Below are 19,325 nucleotides of genomic sequence, written 5' to 3' on the forward strand. Positions count from 1 at the left end.
AAAGCGTGTCAGCGACTCTGAACGGTTGCAGGAGCAAGCGAAACTTGTCCCCACTGTCCCCCGCCTGTGGACAGATCTGTTAGCCTGTTCGCAATGTGGCGGCTCGCAGACCCAAGCCGGGGGCAGAATCGCATCGCAAACTTGTCGACGCTTTCCTCCCGTGGTTTATCCTAGCGTTCTCCACAGTTCTCTCCCGTGGGGGTCACAGCTCCTTTCCGGGGCGGATCAGGAACTTGCATGGCGCGCCTGCACCTCCATCTCTTGTCGGACTCCACCGGCGAAACGCTCGAAATGATCGCCAAGGCGGCGCTGGCGCAGTTCGATGACGCCGATGTCGTGCGCCATTTCTGGCCGATGGTTCGCTCGCAGCAGCACCTCGACCGGATCATGGGGGAAATCACCGCAAATCCCGGCCTCGTGCTGTTCACCATGGTCAATGCCGAAACGCGCGAGCTCTTGCAAAGCCGCTGTGCCGCGCTGGGCCTGCCCAGCGTTCCCGCGCTCGATGCGGTGACCCTCGCGCTTGAGGCGCAGCTGGGGCAGGCGGCCAAGGGGAGACCCGGGCGGCAGCACGCGATGGACGATGCCTATTTCCGCCGGGTCGAAGCGATCCAGTTCACGATCGCCCATGACGACGGCATCGCCTGGGAAGATTGGGAAATCGCCGATATCGTCCTCGCCGGTGTCTCGCGTTCGTCCAAGACACCGACTGCGATCTATCTCGCCAATCGCGGCTACCGTGTGGCGAACATTCCCATCGTGGTCGAAAGTCCGCCGCCGCCCGCACTTTTCAGCTTGCGGCGCCCGCTCGTGGTGGGGCTGACGACCAGTCCCGAGCGTTTGATCCAGGTTCGGCGCAACCGCTTGCTTTCGCTCAATCAGGCGCCCGAGACGGCCTATGTCGATAGCGAGCACGTGGCGCGCGAGGTGCAGTTCGCGCGGCGGATGTTCGCGGATAATGGCTGGCCGGTGATTGACGTCTCGCGCCGTTCCATCGAGGAAACCGCCGCCGCGATCATCAACCTCTATAACGAGCGCCGCCCCGATGGCGGTGTGGGCGGCGGAGGGCATGCGTTTTGAAGGTGAGGACATGTTGATACTGGCATCCCAGAGCGCAAGCCGGAAAGCGATGCTGACCGCAGCCGGCGTGCCCTTCGAAGCGCGCGGTTCGGATGTCGACGAGGCCGAGATCAAGCGCGAGCTGATCGGTGTGCCCGGCAGCGAGATCGCGATGATCCTGGCGGAGGCCAAGGCCCTCGCCGTTTCGGTCGGCGCGCCCGGCCGGCTGGTGCTCGGGGGCGATTCACTGGTCGAGGTTTGTGGCCGCACCTTCGACAAGCCCGCGACCCGCGAAGATGCAGCGCGTCACCTGGCCTTCTTTTCCGGGCAGACCATGCACCTGCATTCCGCGGCGATTCTCGTGCGAGATGCTGTGCCGGTGTGGCGCCATGTTGAAACCGCCAAGCTGCGTGTGCGCACCCTTTCGAGTGATTTCATCGCAGGCTATCTGGCGCAGGAATGGCCGGCCGTGAGCGGCTGCGTGGGCGTGTTCCGGATCGAGGCGCTGGGCGTCCAGCTGTTCGAACATATCGAAGGCAGCCACTTCACGGTGCTTGGCATGCCGCTGCTTGCCCTCCTCGGCGCACTCCGGACGCAAGGCGAGCTGCCCGCATGAGCCTCCCCTATGCCGAAGTGATCGGCGATCCGATTGCCCAGTCCAAGTCCCCCGCAATCCACGGGTTCTGGCTACAACACCTTGATATAAAAGCTACCTATACGGCAACCCACGTTCGCACAGGCGCGCTTGCCGAGTTTTTGGGCGCCCGCCGCGGTGACGCAAGATGGCGCGGCTGCAATGTCACCATGCCGCACAAGCAGGCCGTGATACCCCTACTCGACCGGCTCGATCCGCTGGCGGCTGCGGTTGGCGCAGTCAACACGGTCGTGCCGGAAGCGGGCGAACTCGTCGGCTACAACACCGATGTCCCGGGCTTTCTCGAACCCTTGCGCACCGAGCTCGGGCGGACACACTACTTCCGCATGGCACGCGTGTTCGGCACCGGTGGTGCGGCACGCGCGATCATCAAGGGCCTCGCCGAGGCGCAACTTGTCATCGTGCTGGCCGGTCGCAATCCGGAGAAGGCCCGCGCCCTGCTCGATGAACTCGATCCGGCCGGCGAACACCATGCCGTCGATATCGCGCACTTTGCGGATGCCACCGACTTCACATTCGATGACCGCGAGGGGTGCCTTGATCTCGTCGTGAACGCCTCTTCGCTCGGGATGACGGGGCAGCCACCGCTGGCCTTCGACATGAGCCACGCCCCGCCAGGCTCGATCTTCTACGACATCGTGACCAGCCCGCTCGAAACTCCGTTCTTGCAGGCGGCCCGCGCTGCCGGATTTCGGACCATCGACGGGTTGTCGATGCTCATCGGCCAGGCCGATCACGCCTTCCGCCGCTTCTTCGGCGCCCAGCCGCCACGCGATGCGGATGCCGACCTGCGCAAGGTCCTCGGCGCATGAGCCATCCTTTCATCCTTGGCCTGACCGGTTCGATTGGCATGGGCAAATCCGCAGTGGCGCTGATGATGCGAGAGCTTGGTGTGCCGGTGTTCGATGCCGACGCGACCGTTCATCGCTTGCAAGCGCCGGGCGGCAGACTGCTGCCGGCCATCGAAGCCGCTTTTCCCGGCACGACGGGACCGCACGGCGTGGATCGTCCGGCGCTGGGTGCGCAGGTGTTCGGTAATCCGGAAGCGCTAGCCCGGCTTGAGTCGATCGTTCACCCGGCCGTCGCGGAAGAAAGAGCCACATTCCTGCTCGAGCATGCCGGTGAAGCGCTCGTGGTGTTCGACATCCCGCTGCTCTATGAAAAGGGCCACGGTGCCGGACTTGATGCCGTTGCAGTTGTCTCCGCACCTGCAGAGATGCAACGCGCCCGCGTTCTTGCACGGCCCGGGATGACCCCGGAGAAATTCGCCCAGATCCTGTCGCTGCAAGTGCCTGATGCCGAGAAGCGCGCCCTTGCCGACCATGTTATCGATACAGGGGTAACGCTTGCCGAAACCCGCGAGCAGGTTTCGGCTCTGGTCTCTTCGATACGGCAAAAAAACCCACGGTGAAGCCTTGCAAGCCCCTGCCCACGGGTCCAGACTACGGCAAATGCGTGAGATCGTTTTCGATACAGAGACGACCGGCCTCGACCCGCAAAGCGGTGATCGGCTGGTGGAAATTGGCTGCATCGAAATGGTGAATCGTGTGCCTACAGGCGCCGTGTTTCACGCCTATTTCAACCCGGAACGTTCGATGCCAGCCGAGGCTGAGGCGGTGCACGGCCTTTCCAGCGCCTTCCTGGCCGACAAGCCGCGCTTTGCCGAGCACGCTCAGGAACTGCTCGACTTTCTGGGCGATGCGCCGCTTGTTGCGCACAACGCCGGGTTCGACTTCGGCTTCCTCAATGCAGAGCTTGCCCTGTGCGAGCTGCCCCCGGTCGATCGGTCGCGGATGGTCGATACGGTGGCTATCGCTCGCCGCAAGCATCCCGGTGCAAAGCTCAGCCTCGATGCGCTTTGTTCGCGCTACGGGATCGATCGCAGCCACCGCGTGCGCCACGGGGCGTTGCTCGATGCTGAACTGCTTGCCCAGCTCTACGTCGAACTTATGGGCGGTAGGCAGATTGGCCTGGAACTCGCCGCTGAAATTGAGGTCAAGGCCGCAGCGATCGCTGCTCCGATCCGCACTGCGTCCCCGCGCGCACTTCGCCCGGCGCGGCCCCATGCACCCAGCACCGAAGAGGTCGCCCGGCATGCTGCCTTTGTCGAGGCGATCAAGGGAGCCATCTGGCTGCAATGATTCTGCCTTGCCTGGTCCAATCCGGGCAAATGATTGAGCGAAGGAGAGTGGACTTATGGATATTCGCGTTTCGGGCCACCAGGTCGATACCGGCGCCGCTTTCGAAGCTCATGCAGAAGAGCGCCTGTCCGCGATTGTCGACAAGTACTTCTCACGCGCGCTCACTTCGCACGTGACGCTTGGCAAAGCGCCGCATGGCGGGTTCCGCTGCGATATCGTCACGCATGTCGCGCAGGGCCTCATTCTGAAGGGCAGCGCGGTGGCACAGGATGCCCACATTGCGCTCGATCAGTCGGCCGAGAAGATCGACAAGCAGCTGCGCCGTTACAAGCGCCGGATCACCGCTCGGCAGGATCAGGCCGATCACGCCCGGCGCGAGGAAGATGCAGCCTACACGGTCTTCGTCGTCGAAGAGACCGAGACCGAGGAGCCGTCCGACGCACCACTGGTGATCGCGGAAACGCGCGTCGACGTGCCGACTGCCAGCGTATCGGATGCAGTGATGATGCTTGATCTGCGCAACACCAATGCACTCCTGTTCAAGAACGCCGGTACGGGCGTGCACAATATGGTCTATCGGCGCGGCGATGGCTCGATAGGCTGGGTCGAACCGGCCAAGTAACCCCAGCGGCAAGACTGGTGGCGATCTGATGTTCACCGTAGTGATCAGTGGCGCGGCGAACGCGATTCGGTGCTTGCACCGCGTCGCGTTCGGGCGCATGGGCCGCTCCACATCAGGCGCGCGAGCGCATTTTCCGGCATCACTGTTTCCATGACCGCTCTTTTCTCGATCGATCTTCAGGCGGTGCGCATCGTTCGTGCCGAAACCAAGACGCAGATCCTTGGCGCGCTCGCGGATTGTTTCGGCGAGGTCTACGGGCTTGATCGCGCCACCGTGCTCGAACGGATCGAAGAGCGTGAAACGCTTGGCAGCACTGGTTTCGGGCGCGGCGTCGCCATTCCCCATGCCCGCCTTGAAAGCCTCGCACGCCCGGTTGCGGCCTTCTTCCGGCTTGAGAGCCCCGTCGATTTCGCGTCGTCGGATGGAATGCCGGTGGATTGCGTGTTCGGCCTCCTCTCGCCCGAGCAGGCTGGCGCGACGCACTTGCAGGCTCTTGCGGCGATCTCGCGCCTCATGCGCGACGAACGCATGCATGAACGGCTCATCGCTGCACCCGATGCCGATGCGATCTACGCATTGCTCGTCAATGTCATCGACCGCGACGCCGCCTGAACTTGCGGCAGGGACTGCCGATGCTTCTGGCGATATTTCTGGCCCTTTCCCCGAATTAACGGGAGCCCGGCGCCACTGGCGTGCGCTTGAGGGCCTCTATGCTTCCGCTCCGATCAATCGCGAGTTTCCCTCGCACCTCGAGATCATCGAGGAAGGTTTCGCCCGCATTCGCTTCGAAGTGGGGCCGGAGCATTGCCATGCGGCGGGAGCGGCGCACGGCACACTCTATTTCAAGATGCTCGACGATGCTGCCTTCTACGCTGCCAACACATTGGTGACAGACCGGTTCCTGCTTACCACGGCATTCAATCTGCTGTTCACCCGCCCGCTTCAACAAGGCGAGGCCGTTGCGGAAGGCCGCTGGGTTTCCGGGCGACGCCGCGTGATCCTCGCGGAAGCGCGCATCATCGATTCAGCGGGCAACGAGGTGGGGCGGGGTACGGGCACGTTTCAGCGCTCGCGCATCGCGCTTTCGGCATTGCCGGGCTATGTCAGCAGCGCCTCTCCGGGCGCGTCATTGCCATGAGCGATGGACGCCTTCCGGCAGCGATGGAGGCCTCGGCGCTGATTCGCCTGGCGGAGACCGGCGGCGGCTTTGGCATGGTGCTGCACCGGGGCGAGCCGGATAGCGGCACGATCCTGATAGTTATCCTAGATAATCAAGGCTTTGGTCAGACGCTTGCGCGCGCATTTGAGCGGCTGCCGAAGGCGGACGGAACGCGCGGATGGGCTTTGTCTAAGGCCCAAGTTACTGAAAACAAACAGGAGTTTGAAAGTTACCTGGCGCGGCGGATTGCTCAGGACCGGGACTTGTGGGTCGTCGAGCTGACCATCGCTGAAGGCGAACGGTTTATCGGGAATCTGGCTAGAAGTGAGAACAAACCCGGATTCATGGGTTGACTTGCCGTTCCCAGACCATAAGGGGCCCCACTCTACCATGCGTAGGCAGCGATGGGACGGCATAGCGGTCGCCCTCGCCAGCACGCAGACGGGGGGCAGACGCCAAGGCCTTCGAGCGGCATCCGGTCCTGCAGGAACAACCTGCGATACCGGAACCAATCGCGCCTTGAGTTGACGCTCACCGCCTAATGACAAAGATGCATGAGCCTTCAGTTCCGCGTTGCCAGTGCCGTTTGCATTGCCGCAAGTCTTGCTACCATCCTGGTCAGCACCGGCGGATCCGGTGCCAAGGCACAGGACATCCAGGTCCCGGTCGCAGAAGCACCCGGATCGTCGGCCATAACCGTCGAACCTCGCCAGAGCGTGTTCCGGCCGGCCGAACAGCCCCTTCCCCAACCGGAGCGGACCGATCCCGACAATGGGGAGGCTCTCCCCAACGCTGCGTCGCTTGCTGATCTGGTTGAACGCACCGCGCTGCCCGCAGCACTCTCCCACGAGATGGAATGCCTGGCCGGCGCGATCTATTTCGAAGCCCGCAGCGAAACGCTTGCAGGCCAGCTCGCAGTGGGCCGGGTGATCGTTACGCGCGCATCGTCGGGCCGCTTCCCCAGTTCGTACTGCGGCGTGGTCTACCAGCCCTCGCAGTTCTCCTTCATACACGCCAATGGCATGCCTCCGGTGAACCATGACAGCCATCTGTGGCAGCAGGCCGTGAAGATCGCGGTCATCGCCGACAGCGGTGCATGGAAAAGCCCGGTAGAGGGCGCGATGTTCTTCCATGCCGCGCATGTCGCGCCGTCATGGGGCAAGATCCGCATGGCGCGGGTCGACAACCACGTTTTCTATCGCTGAGATTATCCCACCGGGCACGATAGGAAATCGCGCCCGGTGGGTAGATCCGGGATCAATGCCTGAAGTGGCGCATCCCGGTGAACACCATCGCGATGCCGGCCGCGTCAGCCGCAGCAACCACTTCATCATCGCGAATTGAGCCGCCCGGCTGGATCACTGCTGTAGCACCGGCCTCCACTGCGGCCATCAGGCCATCCGCGAAGGGCAAGAACGCGTCCGAGGCGACCGCGGAGCCAACGGTGCGGGGCGCGGCCCAACCGTAGGTTTCAGCGGCTTCCTGCGCCTTCATTGCGGCGATCCGGGCGCTGTCGCGCCGGTTCATCTGGCCAGCGCCAATCCCCGCCGTCACGCCTTCACGGGCATAGACGATGGCGTTCGACTTCACGTGCTTGGCCACCGTCCAGGCGAACCGGCAATCGGCCAGTTCCTGCGCGGTTGGCTGGCGCTTGGTGACCACCTGCAGCATGTCGTCGGTCAATTCGCCGTTATCGCGATCCTGCACGAGCACGCCTCCCACGATGGGGACCGTGACCAGGCCGGTACGGTTCGAGGCAGGAAGCTCATCGATCAGCAGGAGCCGCAGGTTCTTCTTGCGTGCAAAGGTCGCCAGAGCGGTGTCATCCGCACCCGGTGCGACGACAACTTCGGTGAAGATTTCACAGATCGCTTCGGCCGTGGGGCCATCGAGCGGGCGGTTGAGTGCGACGATTCCGCCAAATGCCGAAACCGAATCGCAGGCGAGCGCGGCCTTCCATGCTTCGAGCGGCGTTTCGGCCACCGCCACACCACAGGGGTTGGCGTGCTTGACGATGACGACCGCAGGCCGGTCCGTACCGAATTCGGCAATGAGCTCCAATGCCGCATTGGCGTCATTGTAATTGTTGTAGGACAGTTCCTTGCCCTGCATCTGCCGGGCCTGCGGCAGACCATGTGTCGTGCCGCCTTGGGCCGGTACATAAAGTGCGGCGCTCTGGTGCGGGTTCTCGCCGTAACGCAAGGTGGAAACGAGCTTGTTGGCGGAAAGCAGCGTTTGCGGAAAATGCTGCTGCTGGTCGGTAACCGCGAACCACTGCGCGATGGCAGCGTCGTAGGCAGCGGTTGCGGCAAATGCCTTGGCTGCCATGGCCTTGCGGAAATCGAGGCTTGTCGCCCCGCCGGACTGTTCAATCGCAGCGATGAGCACGGGATAATCGGCCGGGTCGGTCACGATGGTTACGTAGTGGTGGTTCTTGGCGGCTGAGCGCACCATCGACGGGCCGCCAATATCGATGTTCTCGATCACTTCCTCGCGGCCCGCGCCCTTGGCGACCGTTGCGGCGAAGGGGTAGAGATTGACCACCACAAGGTCGATCGCACCGATGGCGTGTTCTGCCATCGAGGCCGCATGCGCCGGATCGTCGCGCACGGCCAGCAGGCCGCCATGGACCTTGGGATGAAGCGTCTTGACGCGGCCGTCCATCATTTCGGGAAAGCCGGTGAGGTCCGATATGTCGCGCACGGTAAGGCCTGCAGCACGCAGTGCAGCGGCCGTTCCGCCAGTCGAGACCAGCTCGACACCTTGTGCGGAAAGGGCGCGGCCAAGGCCAACAAGGCCGGTTTTGTCGGACACTGAAAGCAGCGCCCGTTTGATCGTCACGTCAGTCACAATGGAAAGTCCTGTCTAGCGCATCTTCTTGAGCAGCCACGAGAACGACTCGCCGCTGCGCGGAATCTTGGCCGAGATAACCAGCTGCCGCGTGGCAAGCGGCCGGCCCATGCCGTCAGACCACAAGCTCTCCTCGAGCGTGACCGGGTCGCGGCCCGAGCGGAACTGCCAGAGGCTGCCATCGGGGAGCGCAAGCGTGACGCCAAGACCATCACGCCCTTGCGCGAGCTCGATATGAGGGCCGAGGTGAAAGCGCAAGGCAACGCCGATCATCCCGCGCTTTCCGCGCCGCCCGGTCGGCACGAGCAAGTCTTCCCCGCGCAGTTCGCTGCCATCGTCGCGGATGATCAGGATGCGTCGGTGTGTAAGGCCGTAACGGCCCACATAGCCGTTGTGGCTCGCTTCGATCCGCGTGGCACCGCCGCCATCACCGCTCAGGATCCGCCTGTCGACCTCAACCTCGGAAACGCCCGGGCCGAGCTTGCCGTTGATAAGGACCGCGGTGGAGTTGAAATCGTCGATCGCCAATGTCGAGTGTGCAGCCGTGGCGCGCAAGCCCTGGGCAAGCCTCAAGGGGATAAGCCCGCCGGCAAAGGCAGCACCGCCGCAATTGACGATCAGACGTTCTCCGCCATGACTGAGTTCGAATGCCAGCGTCGATGCGCAGCCATCGCGTGCATGGCGCGCGAGCGGCGGCGGGGCAGCATCAAATTGCAGCACGGCTTTGCCCGCGCTGACCCGCTGATATCCCCAATGACGCGCATCGCGAAGCGGGCGGGTTCGAACACCGCTGGCCTTGATCAGCGCGGCGATCCGTTCTGCGGACACCGCACCGGCGCCCTGCCACGAGCCCAGGCTGCCATCGCCATGGATGAGAGTTAGGAGAGGCGGCACAAGCAGTTCGAGGATGGTATCAAGCTGAGACGGCGGTGTGCTGCGCACAGCTGCATAGCAGGCGCGCAGTTCGATCAGCAGTTCGATCGCCTCGATCTGGCCGAGCGGGCTGCGTGACAGCACGCCGCCATCATCGCTGACCAGATTGCCAAGGGCACGGATCAGCCCGCCTTCGCCATAGAGCCTGCGCGCGCGGCCATCGGCCAGGAGCAGGCCGGCAGCGGTGATGGCCGTCCAGCCTGCCACTTCGGCGAGGGTATCTTCAGCCCGTCCGACATGGCGATCGAGCCAGCGAGCCGTTTCGTCAAAGGTCGTCAGCACCCGCGCGCGGAGTTTGCGATCCTGGCTCGAAAGCAGCAGGGGTGCATGGATCAACCACGACAGCAGCCGATGCCCGGTATTGCCGATTGCCCACGCCGGGCCCGCACCCGGGCGCGGGTTGGCCGTGAGCCATGCGGCAAAGATCCGTTCGGCGACCGGCGCACATTGCGGGCGCGATGCGCAACTCGCCAGATCGCCGAGCCAGCCAAAGCCGTGAACCAGCCGCTCGAACGGCGGTGAGAGGCGTGGGCCGGTAAATTCGGTATCGGCGATTGGCAGTTTGACGCCATGAAGCAGAAAGTGCCCGGCCCTGAGCGCGGTGCCAGACGCCGGATCACCGGGAATCGGGCTCGCGACTGTGGCGGTGAGCCGCGGGCGGGCACGCTTGCGAAACGGGTTGAGGGCGGTCGGGGGGAGACCAAGCCCATATGCGAGCCGGATCAGGCGTTCGCCAGCGCTGACCTGCGGCGGCGAAAAATCGGCCAGAGCCAAGGCCCGTCCGGTTTCGAGCGGCCCGACATCGGCATCGCCCGGCGCGGGCTCCGAAGGTTCTGTCGCTGGAATGGACCGCGCTTTCGGCGCGGCAATGACCAGTGGTTCCGGTTCCGGCCCAAGCGGTAGTGCTGGACCGGGCTGAGCTTCATCGAGCGTCGAGCCCACCGCCGGCCCGGGGACTGCGCCCTTCTCCGGGGCTTCACGGGTTCCGGGGAAGAGGCGAGCCATGGCGTCAGTCCGCAGCCTTCAACGCGGCGATGTTGGCGGCGTAGCATGAAGGCCCGCCTTTGAACGATGCCGTACCTGCGACCAGAACGTCAGCTCCGGCGTCAATGCATTGCCTGCCGGTTACGACATCGATTCCGCCATCGACCTCGAGGTGGATCTGCCGCCCGCTCTTTTCGATCATCTTGCGCAGGGCTTCGATCTTGCGGAGCTGGCTGGTGATGAAGCTCTGCCCGCCGAAGCCGGGATTGACGCTCATGACCAGGACCAGATCGATTTCCTCAATCAGGTAATCCAGCATCTTTGCCGGCGTAGCCGGATTGAGCGCGATGCCGGCCTTCTTGCCCAGCGCATGAATGGCCTGGACGGTGCGGTGGATATGCGGACCAGCTTCGGGATGAACGGTGATGATATCCGCGCCTGCAGCCGCAAAGGCCTCAAGATAAGGGTCGACCGGCGCAATCATCAGATGGACGTCGAACGGCTTTGCACTGTGAGGGCGAAGCGCCTTGACGACGCCGGGCCCGATAGTGAGGTTCGGCACGAAATGGCCATCCATGACGTCAACATGGATCCAGTCGGCGCCAGCGACGTCGATCGCCCGCACTTCCTCACCCAGCCGGGCAAAATCGGCTGACAGAATCGAAGGGGAAATCAGCGGCGCAGCCATTACGAAATCTCGCAAACAGGGATCGGCGGCAGTTGGCGCTAACACGCGCGGTGGCGACCATCTCCCTTTGCGATTACCGGTCGCGAATCAGCGGAACAAGCGCGAATGCCTCGCTTTTCCACACGGATTATCCCTATTCCGCGCCGATTCGGCGCAAAGCGTGCTGGCGCTTGCCCGATACGGTCAGACTGTCTGCGAAATGTTGTTACAACCTTAGCCTTGCCGAACGGGGCAAAGCCTGCCTATTCCCCCGCCCTGTCCGCGCGGCTTCCTCCAGAAGTCGCCGATCTCGGGAAAGATACCATGATCCTGCCGAAGTGGCGCACCGCCCTGGCAATGCTGCTGGGACTGATGATCGCGCCGCATGGCGCGCTGGTGACGACCGCAAACGCGGCGCCGGCCTGTATCGGTCCGGCAAGTGACACCTGGATCAACATCTCGGTCGACCGCGTGCGCAATAGCAAGGGGCTTATCACCGCAACGCTCTACCCGAATGAGCCCAAGCGTTTCCTCGTCAAGAACGGATCGCTCTACGTTGCCAGTACCCCGGCGACGGCAGTGCAGACCAGGTTCTGCCTGTTTGTGCCGCGTCCCGGCACTTACGCGATCGCAATCTACCATGATGAGGATTCGTCAGGAACGATCAATCGGGGCGGCCTGTTCGGTATACCGACTGAAGCCGTCGGATTTTCCAACAATCCGACGATTTTCCTTGGCCCGCCATCGCTTCGCTCGGTCCTTGTGAAGATCGAGCACCCCAATCAATCCATCACGATCAATTTGAAGCGGTTCTGATCCTATTGCTCAGGTCGCCGCAAACGCGGCGGTGAGATGGCGGGGAGCCAGTTCCTCTGCGAGCGTGTGGGCGCGCGGATCATCGACATCCATCCACCATGCTTCCCCGATGTCGTAGGTCGCAGCGCGGCCGCGGTCGGCCAGCCATTGCATGCCATCGGAAAGACTGCCCGGCTTGCCCGAGGCGATGGCCGCCGCGACGGCTTCAGCCAGGCGCGGTGTAGCGAGAAATGCCCCGCAATCGACCGCATCCCATGTGGGGATGGATTTGCCGATGGCGCTGATGAAACCGTTTGTGCTGAGCTTTACCCAGGTCGCATCGTCCGGATCGACGAGGGGGCTGTCAGTGTGGAAGTCGATGGCCAGTGTGACGTCACGGGCTTTGTCGCCGACATTGCTGAGAGCGGCCAGAATCGCGCTATCGAACATGTGATCGGCCATCATCAGCAGATAGTCGCCCTCACACCGCTCAGCACCGGCCATGACGGAATACCCGTTGGGCTTGCTCCAGTCGGCCACTCGCACAGGCTCGATTTCGACGTTCACGCGGTGTGCAAGGTCGGCCAGGAACCCCTCGACTGCCTCGGCCCGGTGGCCTGTGACCACGACGACCCGCGTCACCCCTGCAGCGGCGGCCTGACGGATACCGATCTCGATCAGCGGTACCCCGCAGACCGGCGTCAGCGGCTTTGATGGCGATAGCGAAGCCAGCCGACTGCCATAGCCGGCAGCGATGATCACGGCATCCATGGGGTGAGTCCTCTTTCCAGGCAGGCTGCCTTAACGCAGACGGCGCCGATCCTGCTTCAGGACCGGCGCCGTCAAATTCGCTCAGGTTCGACGATTACTCGGCAGCGAGCGCCGTTTCCGAGATGTACTCATCGACCAGCTGTGCCGCGACATCGTCGTTGAACTGCTGCGGAGGGTGCTTGCAGAAATAAGCCGAGGGACCGATCAGCGCCCCGCCTTCACCGCGCTCCAGCGCCACCTTGCAACAGCGGATCGCGTCCATCACGCAAGCGGCGGAGTTCGGGCTGTCCTCGACCGAAAGACGCAGCTCAAGGTTCATCGGGACATTGCCCCACTGCGTGCCTTCAAGACGCAGGAAGCACAGCTTGTTGTCCTTCTGCCACGGAACATAGTCCGAGGGACCGACGTGGATGTTCTCGTCGGCAAGACGCTGGGCAAGCATGGCCTGCACTGCTTCGGTCTTCGATTCCTTCTTGGAACCAAGGCGCTGGCGATCGAGCATGTTCATGAAGTCGGTGTTGCCGCCAGTGTTGAGCTGGTAGGTTTTCTCGACCGTCACGCCGCGAGCACCGAACAAGCTGGACAGGACGCGGTGAACGATCGTCGCACCGACCTGCGCCTTGATGTCGTCACCCACGATCGGGAGGCGCTTGGCGCGGAACTTGGCTTCCCATTCGGGACGGCTGGCGATGAACACCGGCATGCAGTTGACCACACCGACGCCCGCTTCGAGCGCGCATTCCATGTAGAACTCGGTCGCTGCTTCCGAACCGACAGGCAGGAAGTTCAGCAGGACTTCTGCGCCGGTCTCGCGCAGCGCGGCGATGATCGATTCGCGCGTGGCTTCGGGCGCGTCGGCGATGATGAAGCCGCGCTCGCCCATGCCGGTCATGTGATCGGCAACACCGTCGAGGATCTTGCCCATCATGACCTTGGCACCCGTAGAGGGAACGGTCGGCTGGAACACGGCGGTGCAATTGGGAGCTGCGAAAATGGCCTCGGCGATATCCTTGCCGACCTTGCGGGCGTCAACGTCCACACCCATCACGAACTCGACGTCGCCGGCGCCATAACCGCCAATCCGCTCATGGATCAGGCCAGCGGAAGAGTTGGTGTTGCGGTAAAACTCTACACCCTGCACCAGCGAACTTGCGCAGTTGCCCACGCCGATCACTGCGACCTTGATTGGCTTCATTTAAACCGATCCCCTTGGACAAACGGAATGCCGTTGTAACTAAACTGCCTCACTCCACACAAAAGGACCAGATTGCAAGGATATTTCCGCTGCGTCATGCAAGCGCGGAGATTGTCGCAGCAAGCTGGTCACCCTCTCGCACTACCGCAATAGCGAAAGCTGGTGAGGGGCGCGCAGGTGAGGTGGTGCGTAGGCGCTAATTTTCCACAAAAAAACCATAACTTGAGGGGAGCGTCACGCCCTGACAGCGAATGCTGCAACGCAACATACATTGGCTTTCCAACGCCCTCCACCATGGGTTTGCCCCTAGTGGCAGCCCGCGTAATTGGCTGGGAGTTGGTCACGAATCAATGCGCTTTGCTCTCGCTCAGCCTCCCGAGTAGCAGTGCGGCGGCGATCAGCGCCATCCCCATTGCATCGAGTGCCCCCATAGTCTCGCCAAACGCCAGCCAGCCGACGAGGATCGAAACGGCCGGTTGGGTGAGCAGGACGACGCCGATGATAAGGGCGGAGAAATGGCGAAGGGCGAAAACGATCAGGCCCTGGCCAACGACCTGACTGCAGAAGGCCAGGGCGACCAATGGCCACCACACGTGCGGCCAGATCGGTTCACCCATCCAGACCGCGATTCCGAGCATTACGGGAGCGCTCGCCATGGTGGATGTGCACAGCAGTTCCCAGCTCTCCATCCGGCCACGCGCGCCCTGAAGCAAGAGGATGTAGAAGACGTAGAATAGCCCTGCGAGAATGCAGAACAGGTCGCCGATCAAGGTGGCGCGGTCGATCTCCAGCGATCGTCCCAGCAGAATGGCGGCCCCGCAGACAGCCGAGGCGATGGCGGCGACCTCCACTCGCCGGGGTAACCGCCGCGCGGCGATGAGGCCCCAGGCCATCAGGATCAGGCTTCCGGAGTTTCCGAAGAGCGAAGCGTTCCCGAGCCGCGTATGGGCGATCCCGATATGCCAACTCGCCAGATCTAGAGCAAAGAACACCCCGGCCGCGACTATCAGGAGCCAGGTTGCAAGCGTCGTCGCTGGCCTGACGGGTCCGCGTTGCCGGACCGCTAGCACGGCGAGGAGCGGAAGCGGCAGGAACAAGCGCCAGAACCCGGCCGAAACCGGGCCTGAGTCGGCCAAGCGCACGAACCATGGCCCTAGCGCGAGGGCGAAGTTGCCGCCCAGCAGCGCGACGAAATGCCATGGATTGGGTGGCGTGACCTCACGCCGGTCGTCGATGCTTGTCATGGTCCGCAGGTCAACTCGCGCTTGTCATGCGGACACCGGCATCCTAGCTGGATTGCAAATGGAAACCCTGTCGGGCGCGACGGGGTCAGGCTATCAGGTTAGGGGGCTGACGCCGATCAGGCGAAGTCCCATTTCCGATGACGGCCATAGAGCGCCCGCTCGGGTTTCCCAAGCCCCACTTTCTGCAGTCCTGTGCGCACAGCGCAGGTCCTCAATCTGTATCTGCATTCCCATTCCGAGAAGGAGCCCAGTCCATGCACGAATCGCTTTTCCAGCCGATCCAGCTTGGTGCGATTGCCGCGCCGAACCGCATCGTGATGGCGCCGCTGACGCGCGGCCGCGCCCAGTCCGATGCCGTCCCGACCGAGATCATGCAGACCTATTATCGCCAACGGGCAAGCGCCGGCCTTATCATCAGCGAGGCAACAGGGATCAGCCGTGAAGGGTCCGGCTGGCCGAGCGCGCCGGGGATCTGGAGCGAAGCGCAAGTCGAAGCATGGAAGCCCGTTACCGAGGCGGTGCATGAGGCGGGCGGGCGCATCATCTTGCAGCTGTGGCACATGGGACGGATCGTGCACCCCTATTTCCTTGGCGGCGAGCTGCCCGTTTCCGCTTCTGCAACGAAGGCTCCGGGCCATGCCCATACGCCGGAAGGCCGCATGGACAATGTCGTTGCCCGGCCGCTGCGCCTTGATGAGATGCCGCGGATCGTAGACGACTATGGCAACGCCGCCGAGAACGCGAAGCGTGCCGGGTTCGATGGCGTGCAGCTCCACGGCGCGAACGGCTATCTGATCGACCAGTTCCTTCGCGATTCCTCGAATCTTCGCGACGACGACTACGGCGGCAGCCCGGCAAACCGGGTGCGCTTGATGCGCGAGGTGATGGAACGCCTGGTCGCGATCTGGGGTGCCGATCGCGTGTCGATCCGTTTGTCTCCCAATGGCGAGAGCCAGGGTGTCGACGATAGTGATCCAGCCACCCTTTATGCCGAGGCGGCCCGGGTTCTCGAGGCGCTGAAGGTATCGTTCATCGAACTGCGCCAGCCGGGGCCGGACGGCACCTTTGGCGCGACGACCGTACCGCCGCAGGATCACGTCTTCCGCGCGCACTATTCCGGACCGTTGGTGCTCAACAGCGACTACACGCCCGAGCGCGCGGCAGCCGATATCGCTTCCGGGCGAGCCGACGCGATCAGCTTCGGCAGGCCTTACATCTCGAACCCCGATCTCGTGGAGCGCATTCGGATCGGTGCGGAGCTCGCGCCGAATGTCGGCGTGCCGCAAACGTGGTATTTCCCCGGCGAGGCTGGATACATCGACTATCCCACGCTTGCCGAGGAACAGGCCCACGCCACCGCGTGAGCGTGCCGCACCGCACGAAAAGGCCCTAGGAGCACCATATGCGCACGATTCCGCGATCCTGGCTGTTTGTTCCCGGCGATAGCGAGAAGAAACTGCTCAAGACGCCGGAGACGGGCGCCCATGCGCTGATCGTCGACTTGGAAGACGCGGTTGCCGTGTCTGCCAAGCCGGCGGCGCGCCGGATCACGCGCGATTGGCTGGAAGTGCACAAGCGCCAGATCACGATGCGCAAGCAGGCGCGGTGGGTGCGGATCAACGCTGTCGAAACCGGCCTGTGGCAGGAGGACCTTGCGGCCGTCATGTCTGGCGCGCCGGAGGGCATCATGCTGCCCAAAGCGGAAGGGCCTGAGCAGATCCGGCAAGTCGCGGCGCAGATCTACGAACTCGAACAGCGGCATGGCATTCCGAACGGCCAGACCCGCCTTCTGCCGCTGGTAAGCGAGACGCCGCGCGCCGCGCTTACGATCTCAGCCTATATGGACGCCTCAATGCCCCGGCTGGCGGGCCTGACCTGGGGCGCCGAGGACCTCTCCGCCGAGCTTGGGGCAGCGCGCAAGCGCGATGCAGATGGCCAATGGACAGATGCGTTCCGCTTCGTGCGTGCCCAGACCCTGCTTGTCGCGCATGCCCGCGGCGTTTGGGCAATCGATACGCTCTATGCTGATTTCCGGGATCTCGAAGGCACCAGGCGCGCGGCGGAAGCGGCCCGTGCCGATGGCTTTGCCGGCATGCTGGCGATCCATCCCTCACAAGTGCCGCTGATCAATGCTGCCTTTACGCCGAGCGAAGACGAGCTTGCCCACGCGCGGGCGATTGTCGATGCCTTCGCGGCAAACCCGGGGGTAGGCGCGCTCCAGCTAAACGGCCGGATGCTCGATCAGCCGCACTTGCGGCAAGCAAAAGCGCTGCTCGGGATCGATTAGCAAGGCGCTTTCGATCAGGGTGTCGTGGGCTTTGACGTGTTGGCTGGCTTTGGCCGGGCGACTTCCTGATCGTTTTGGCCCGCTTCAGTGGGCGCAGCAGCATCAGTGGCGGGATCCGACGCGTCCGCCGCTGCGCTCGTATCGACCTTTGGTGCAGCGCTGTGGGCTACTGGAGCCAAGGGCGCCTGAGCCTGCGACCGATCGGTATCAAGCATCGCGTCACTGACCGAACCCGGCAGGATTTCCCCGCTGGCGGTTGGACCTGCCTGCGGCGTGGACGACTTGCCGCACGCGCCAAGCAGCAGCAGCGGCGCGAGGACGAGAAGCAATGATCGTGATGGCAGCAAACGGATCATGAAAGGTCCTTGGCGGCAGTGCCGTCGGTAACGTGCGGTTCGAGCCGGGTCAGAAAGGCTTCGGTTCTGGCCAGCAATGCCCGATCCCATTCTTCTGACGCAACCGAAATGCCGAGGGCAGCCATGCTGGTGACGCCATAATCTTCGATGCCGCAGGGCACGATTCCGCCGAAATGTGTGAGGTCTGGCGCCAGATTCACGGAGAAGCCGTGCATCGTCACCCAGCGGCGGATGCGGATTCCGATTGCGCCGATCTTGGCTTCTCCGCCATCTGCGCCGCGCGTCCAGATGCCGACACGTCCCTCTGCCCGCCATGCCTCGACCCCGAATTCGCCCAGCGTATCGATAACCCAACCTTCGACGGCATGGACAAACCCCCGCACATCGCGCGCGCGTTTCCCGAGATCGAGGACCAGATAGCCAACGCGCTGGCCAGGACCGTGGTAGGTGTAGCGCCCGCCTCGTCCGGCCTCGACGACATCGAAGCGAGGGTCGAGCAATTCATCGGCCGCGGCGCTCGTTCCTGCTGTGTAGACCGGCGGGTGTTCGAGCAGCCAGATCAGCTCGCTTGCCGCGCCTTCATGGACGGCGGCGTTGCGAGCCGTCATGTCGTCGAGGGCTTCACGATACGGTATCAGGTCCGTAGCCTGCCTGATCTCTATCTGATCCGGAACTTGCATGGCTCATGCGCATGAACGCGTGCCCGCTTGCTGGCAAGGGTGAGTAGGGGTTGATTGCACCGCAGCGGGGGGTGCGCATCCCTTTCGGTCCTGCTAGGGCAGCGCCTGAAAGGGATATGACTGCCGTGACGACGTTGGACAGCAGTGCGGCTTGGGCAAGTGCCACGCGCATGGTTGCGGCCAACCGCGACCTTCTGATGGCTATTGCCGGGGTCTTTTTCGTGCTGCCTGGTCTTGCCAGTGCCGTCTTCGTGCCCTTGCCAGCGATGACGCCCGAAATGAACGAGGCGCAGGTGCTGGCCTGTATGCAGGATTACTATGCCAGTTCCTTGCCGGTGCTGCTGCTCCTTTCGCTGTTTCCCATGGCCGGGATGCTGACGATGCTGGTCGCCATGCTCGATACGGCCAGACCCACGGTGGCGCAGGCCATTCGGCATAGCATCCGCGCCCTGCCCTCGTATTTCGCTGCGCAACTACTCATAGCCCTCGCCATCCTGCCGGTTTCGATGGCTCTGGCTAGCGTGCTGGCCCTGCTTCTGCCTGATCGGCTTGCGGTTTCAGTGGCATTGGGGCTCCTGCTCTATCCGATCATGCGCACCATGCTCGTCGGGCCCGTCGTTGCCGGGACCGGGGTTCGGAACCCTGTTGCCGCGATCCGGGAAAGCGTCCGGCTTACGCGGCGCAATGCCGGGCGGATTCTCCTCTTCATCGGTCTGGCCGCTTTCGTGTTTCTCGTCGTCTACGGCCTGGTCATGATGTTCGTTGGCGTTGTGCTGGTGCTCATGTTCAAGGGGGAGCCCCAGCGCCTGCTCGGCGAAGGTGTCGCCGGCGTGCTGCTTGCCATCGCTTATACCTACTTCGTGGCCATGCTTGCGGCCATCTATAGCCAACTGGCCAGCGATCCGGCTGGCCCTGCCGACCGGTGAC

Annotated in this window: 22 protein-coding genes; 14 read left to right on the plus strand and 8 right to left on the minus strand. The window is 63.4% G+C overall.

The genetic code is table 11. From position 1 onward, the window contains the following. Window positions 1-237 precede the first annotated feature (237 nt). From ACO056_RS02625 to ACO056_RS02670, 10 genes are all read left to right on the plus strand, one after another. Entirely contained in the window at window positions 238-1,080 is an 843-nt protein-coding gene (locus ACO056_RS02625) for a pyruvate, water dikinase regulatory protein (protein WP_421851402.1), read from the plus strand. A gap of 10 nt (window positions 1,081-1,090) precedes the next feature. After that, window positions 1,091-1,675, plus strand: a complete 585-nt coding sequence (locus tag ACO056_RS02630) for a Maf family protein (RefSeq protein ID WP_421855261.1) — start codon at window positions 1,091-1,093, stop codon at window positions 1,673-1,675. Further along, entirely contained in the window at window positions 1,672-2,526 is an 855-nt protein-coding gene (gene aroE, locus ACO056_RS02635) for a shikimate dehydrogenase (protein ID WP_421851405.1), read from the plus strand. The genes ACO056_RS02630 and aroE overlap by 4 nt, the downstream gene beginning before the upstream one ends. Beyond that, the gene (gene coaE / locus ACO056_RS02640; protein WP_421851408.1) at window positions 2,523-3,125 is read left to right on the plus strand and encodes a dephospho-CoA kinase; all 603 of its coding nucleotides are present in this window, start codon (window positions 2,523-2,525) and stop codon (window positions 3,123-3,125) included. Before aroE ends, coaE begins: the two co-directional genes overlap by 4 nt. 40 nt (window positions 3,126-3,165) lie before the next feature. Further along, on the plus strand, window positions 3,166-3,855 hold the full coding sequence (dnaQ, locus tag ACO056_RS02645) for a DNA polymerase III subunit epsilon (RefSeq protein ID WP_421851411.1): 690 nt from the start codon (window positions 3,166-3,168) through the stop codon (window positions 3,853-3,855). 55 nt (window positions 3,856-3,910) lie between these two features. After that, a complete protein-coding gene (gene hpf / locus ACO056_RS02650) occupies window positions 3,911-4,477 on the plus strand; it encodes a ribosome hibernation-promoting factor, HPF/YfiA family (protein WP_421851414.1) in 567 nt (188 codons plus the stop codon). 150 nt (window positions 4,478-4,627) lie between these two features. After that, a complete protein-coding gene (locus ACO056_RS02655) occupies window positions 4,628-5,089 on the plus strand; it encodes a PTS sugar transporter subunit IIA (protein ID WP_421851417.1) in 462 nt (153 codons plus the stop codon). Further along, complete coding sequence (locus tag ACO056_RS02660) at window positions 5,064-5,615, plus strand: PaaI family thioesterase (protein WP_421851420.1); 552 nt, start codon at window positions 5,064-5,066, stop codon at window positions 5,613-5,615. The genes ACO056_RS02655 and ACO056_RS02660 overlap by 26 nt, the downstream gene beginning before the upstream one ends. Continuing rightward, window positions 5,612-5,989 (plus strand): DUF1491 family protein, encoded by a 378-nt coding sequence (locus ACO056_RS02665; protein ID WP_421851422.1) that lies wholly within the window; start codon window positions 5,612-5,614, stop codon window positions 5,987-5,989. Before ACO056_RS02660 ends, ACO056_RS02665 begins: the two co-directional genes overlap by 4 nt. Before the next feature lie 201 nt (window positions 5,990-6,190). Beyond that, on the plus strand, window positions 6,191-6,841 hold the full coding sequence (locus ACO056_RS02670; RefSeq protein WP_421851425.1) for a cell wall hydrolase: 651 nt from the start codon (window positions 6,191-6,193) through the stop codon (window positions 6,839-6,841). Between the two features lie 52 nt (window positions 6,842-6,893). Here ACO056_RS02670 and purH read toward each other — a convergent pair whose 3' ends face one another. The 3 genes from purH to rpe are packed head-to-tail and all read right to left on the minus strand — an operon-like array spanning window position 6,894 to window position 11,091. Beyond that, the gene (purH, locus tag ACO056_RS02675; RefSeq protein WP_421851428.1) at window positions 6,894-8,486 is read right to left on the minus strand and encodes a bifunctional phosphoribosylaminoimidazolecarboxamide formyltransferase/IMP cyclohydrolase; all 1,593 of its coding nucleotides are present in this window, start codon (window positions 8,484-8,486) and stop codon (window positions 6,894-6,896) included. A 15-nt stretch (window positions 8,487-8,501) separates the two neighbouring features. Then, complete coding sequence (locus tag ACO056_RS02680; RefSeq protein ID WP_421851431.1) at window positions 8,502-10,424, minus strand: heparinase II/III family protein; 1,923 nt, start codon at window positions 10,422-10,424, stop codon at window positions 8,502-8,504. A gap of 4 nt (window positions 10,425-10,428) precedes the next feature. Beyond that, window positions 10,429-11,091 carry a ribulose-phosphate 3-epimerase gene (gene rpe / locus ACO056_RS02685; RefSeq protein WP_421851434.1) on the minus strand — a complete coding sequence of 221 codons (663 nt, stop codon included), beginning with the start codon at window positions 11,089-11,091 and terminating at the stop codon, window positions 10,429-10,431. Between the two features lie 303 nt (window positions 11,092-11,394). Between rpe and ACO056_RS02690 the strand changes: the two genes are divergently transcribed. Next, on the plus strand, window positions 11,395-11,886 hold the full coding sequence (locus ACO056_RS02690; RefSeq protein ID WP_421851436.1) for a DUF2141 domain-containing protein: 492 nt from the start codon (window positions 11,395-11,397) through the stop codon (window positions 11,884-11,886). A 9-nt stretch (window positions 11,887-11,895) separates the two neighbouring features. Here ACO056_RS02690 and ACO056_RS02695 read toward each other — a convergent pair whose 3' ends face one another. The 3 genes from ACO056_RS02695 to ACO056_RS02705 all read right to left on the minus strand — a co-directional run bounded on the left by ACO056_RS02695 (window position 11,896) and on the right by ACO056_RS02705 (window position 15,075). Next, window positions 11,896-12,636: an NTP transferase domain-containing protein gene (locus ACO056_RS02695; protein WP_421851439.1), complete on the minus strand. Its 741-nt coding sequence runs from the start codon at window positions 12,634-12,636 to the stop codon at window positions 11,896-11,898. Between the two features lie 94 nt (window positions 12,637-12,730). After that, window positions 12,731-13,831 (minus strand): inositol-3-phosphate synthase, encoded by a 1,101-nt coding sequence (locus ACO056_RS02700; protein WP_421851442.1) that lies wholly within the window; start codon window positions 13,829-13,831, stop codon window positions 12,731-12,733. 347 nt (window positions 13,832-14,178) lie between these two features. Beyond that, entirely contained in the window at window positions 14,179-15,075 is an 897-nt protein-coding gene (locus ACO056_RS02705; RefSeq protein WP_421851445.1) for a DMT family transporter, read from the minus strand. A 254-nt stretch (window positions 15,076-15,329) separates the two neighbouring features. On the opposite strand from ACO056_RS02705, the gene ACO056_RS02710 reads away from it, so the two are divergent. Then, entirely contained in the window at window positions 15,330-16,439 is a 1,110-nt protein-coding gene (locus ACO056_RS02710; RefSeq protein ID WP_421851448.1) for an alkene reductase, read from the plus strand. A gap of 38 nt (window positions 16,440-16,477) precedes the next feature. Next, the gene (locus ACO056_RS02715; RefSeq protein WP_421851451.1) at window positions 16,478-17,362 is read left to right on the plus strand and encodes an HpcH/HpaI aldolase/citrate lyase family protein; all 885 of its coding nucleotides are present in this window, start codon (window positions 16,478-16,480) and stop codon (window positions 17,360-17,362) included. 14 nt (window positions 17,363-17,376) lie between these two features. Here the strand turns inward: ACO056_RS02715 and ACO056_RS02720 are convergent, their stop codons facing one another. Further along, window positions 17,377-17,718: a hypothetical protein gene (locus tag ACO056_RS02720; protein WP_421851454.1), complete on the minus strand. Its 342-nt coding sequence runs from the start codon at window positions 17,716-17,718 to the stop codon at window positions 17,377-17,379. Continuing rightward, the gene (gene lipB / locus ACO056_RS02725; RefSeq protein ID WP_421851456.1) at window positions 17,715-18,398 is read right to left on the minus strand and encodes a lipoyl(octanoyl) transferase LipB; all 684 of its coding nucleotides are present in this window, start codon (window positions 18,396-18,398) and stop codon (window positions 17,715-17,717) included. Before lipB ends, ACO056_RS02720 begins: the two co-directional genes overlap by 4 nt. Window positions 18,399-18,514: 116 nt before the next feature. Here lipB and ACO056_RS02730 point away from each other — a divergent pair, with 116 nt between their 5' ends. After that, entirely contained in the window at window positions 18,515-19,324 is an 810-nt protein-coding gene (locus ACO056_RS02730) for a hypothetical protein (RefSeq protein ID WP_421851459.1), read from the plus strand. Window position 19,325 lies beyond the last annotated feature (1 nt).

Source organism: Novosphingobium sp. (genome assembly GCF_965228995.1).
In the GTDB taxonomy this organism is placed as follows: Bacteria; Pseudomonadota; Alphaproteobacteria; order Sphingomonadales; family Sphingomonadaceae; genus Novosphingobium.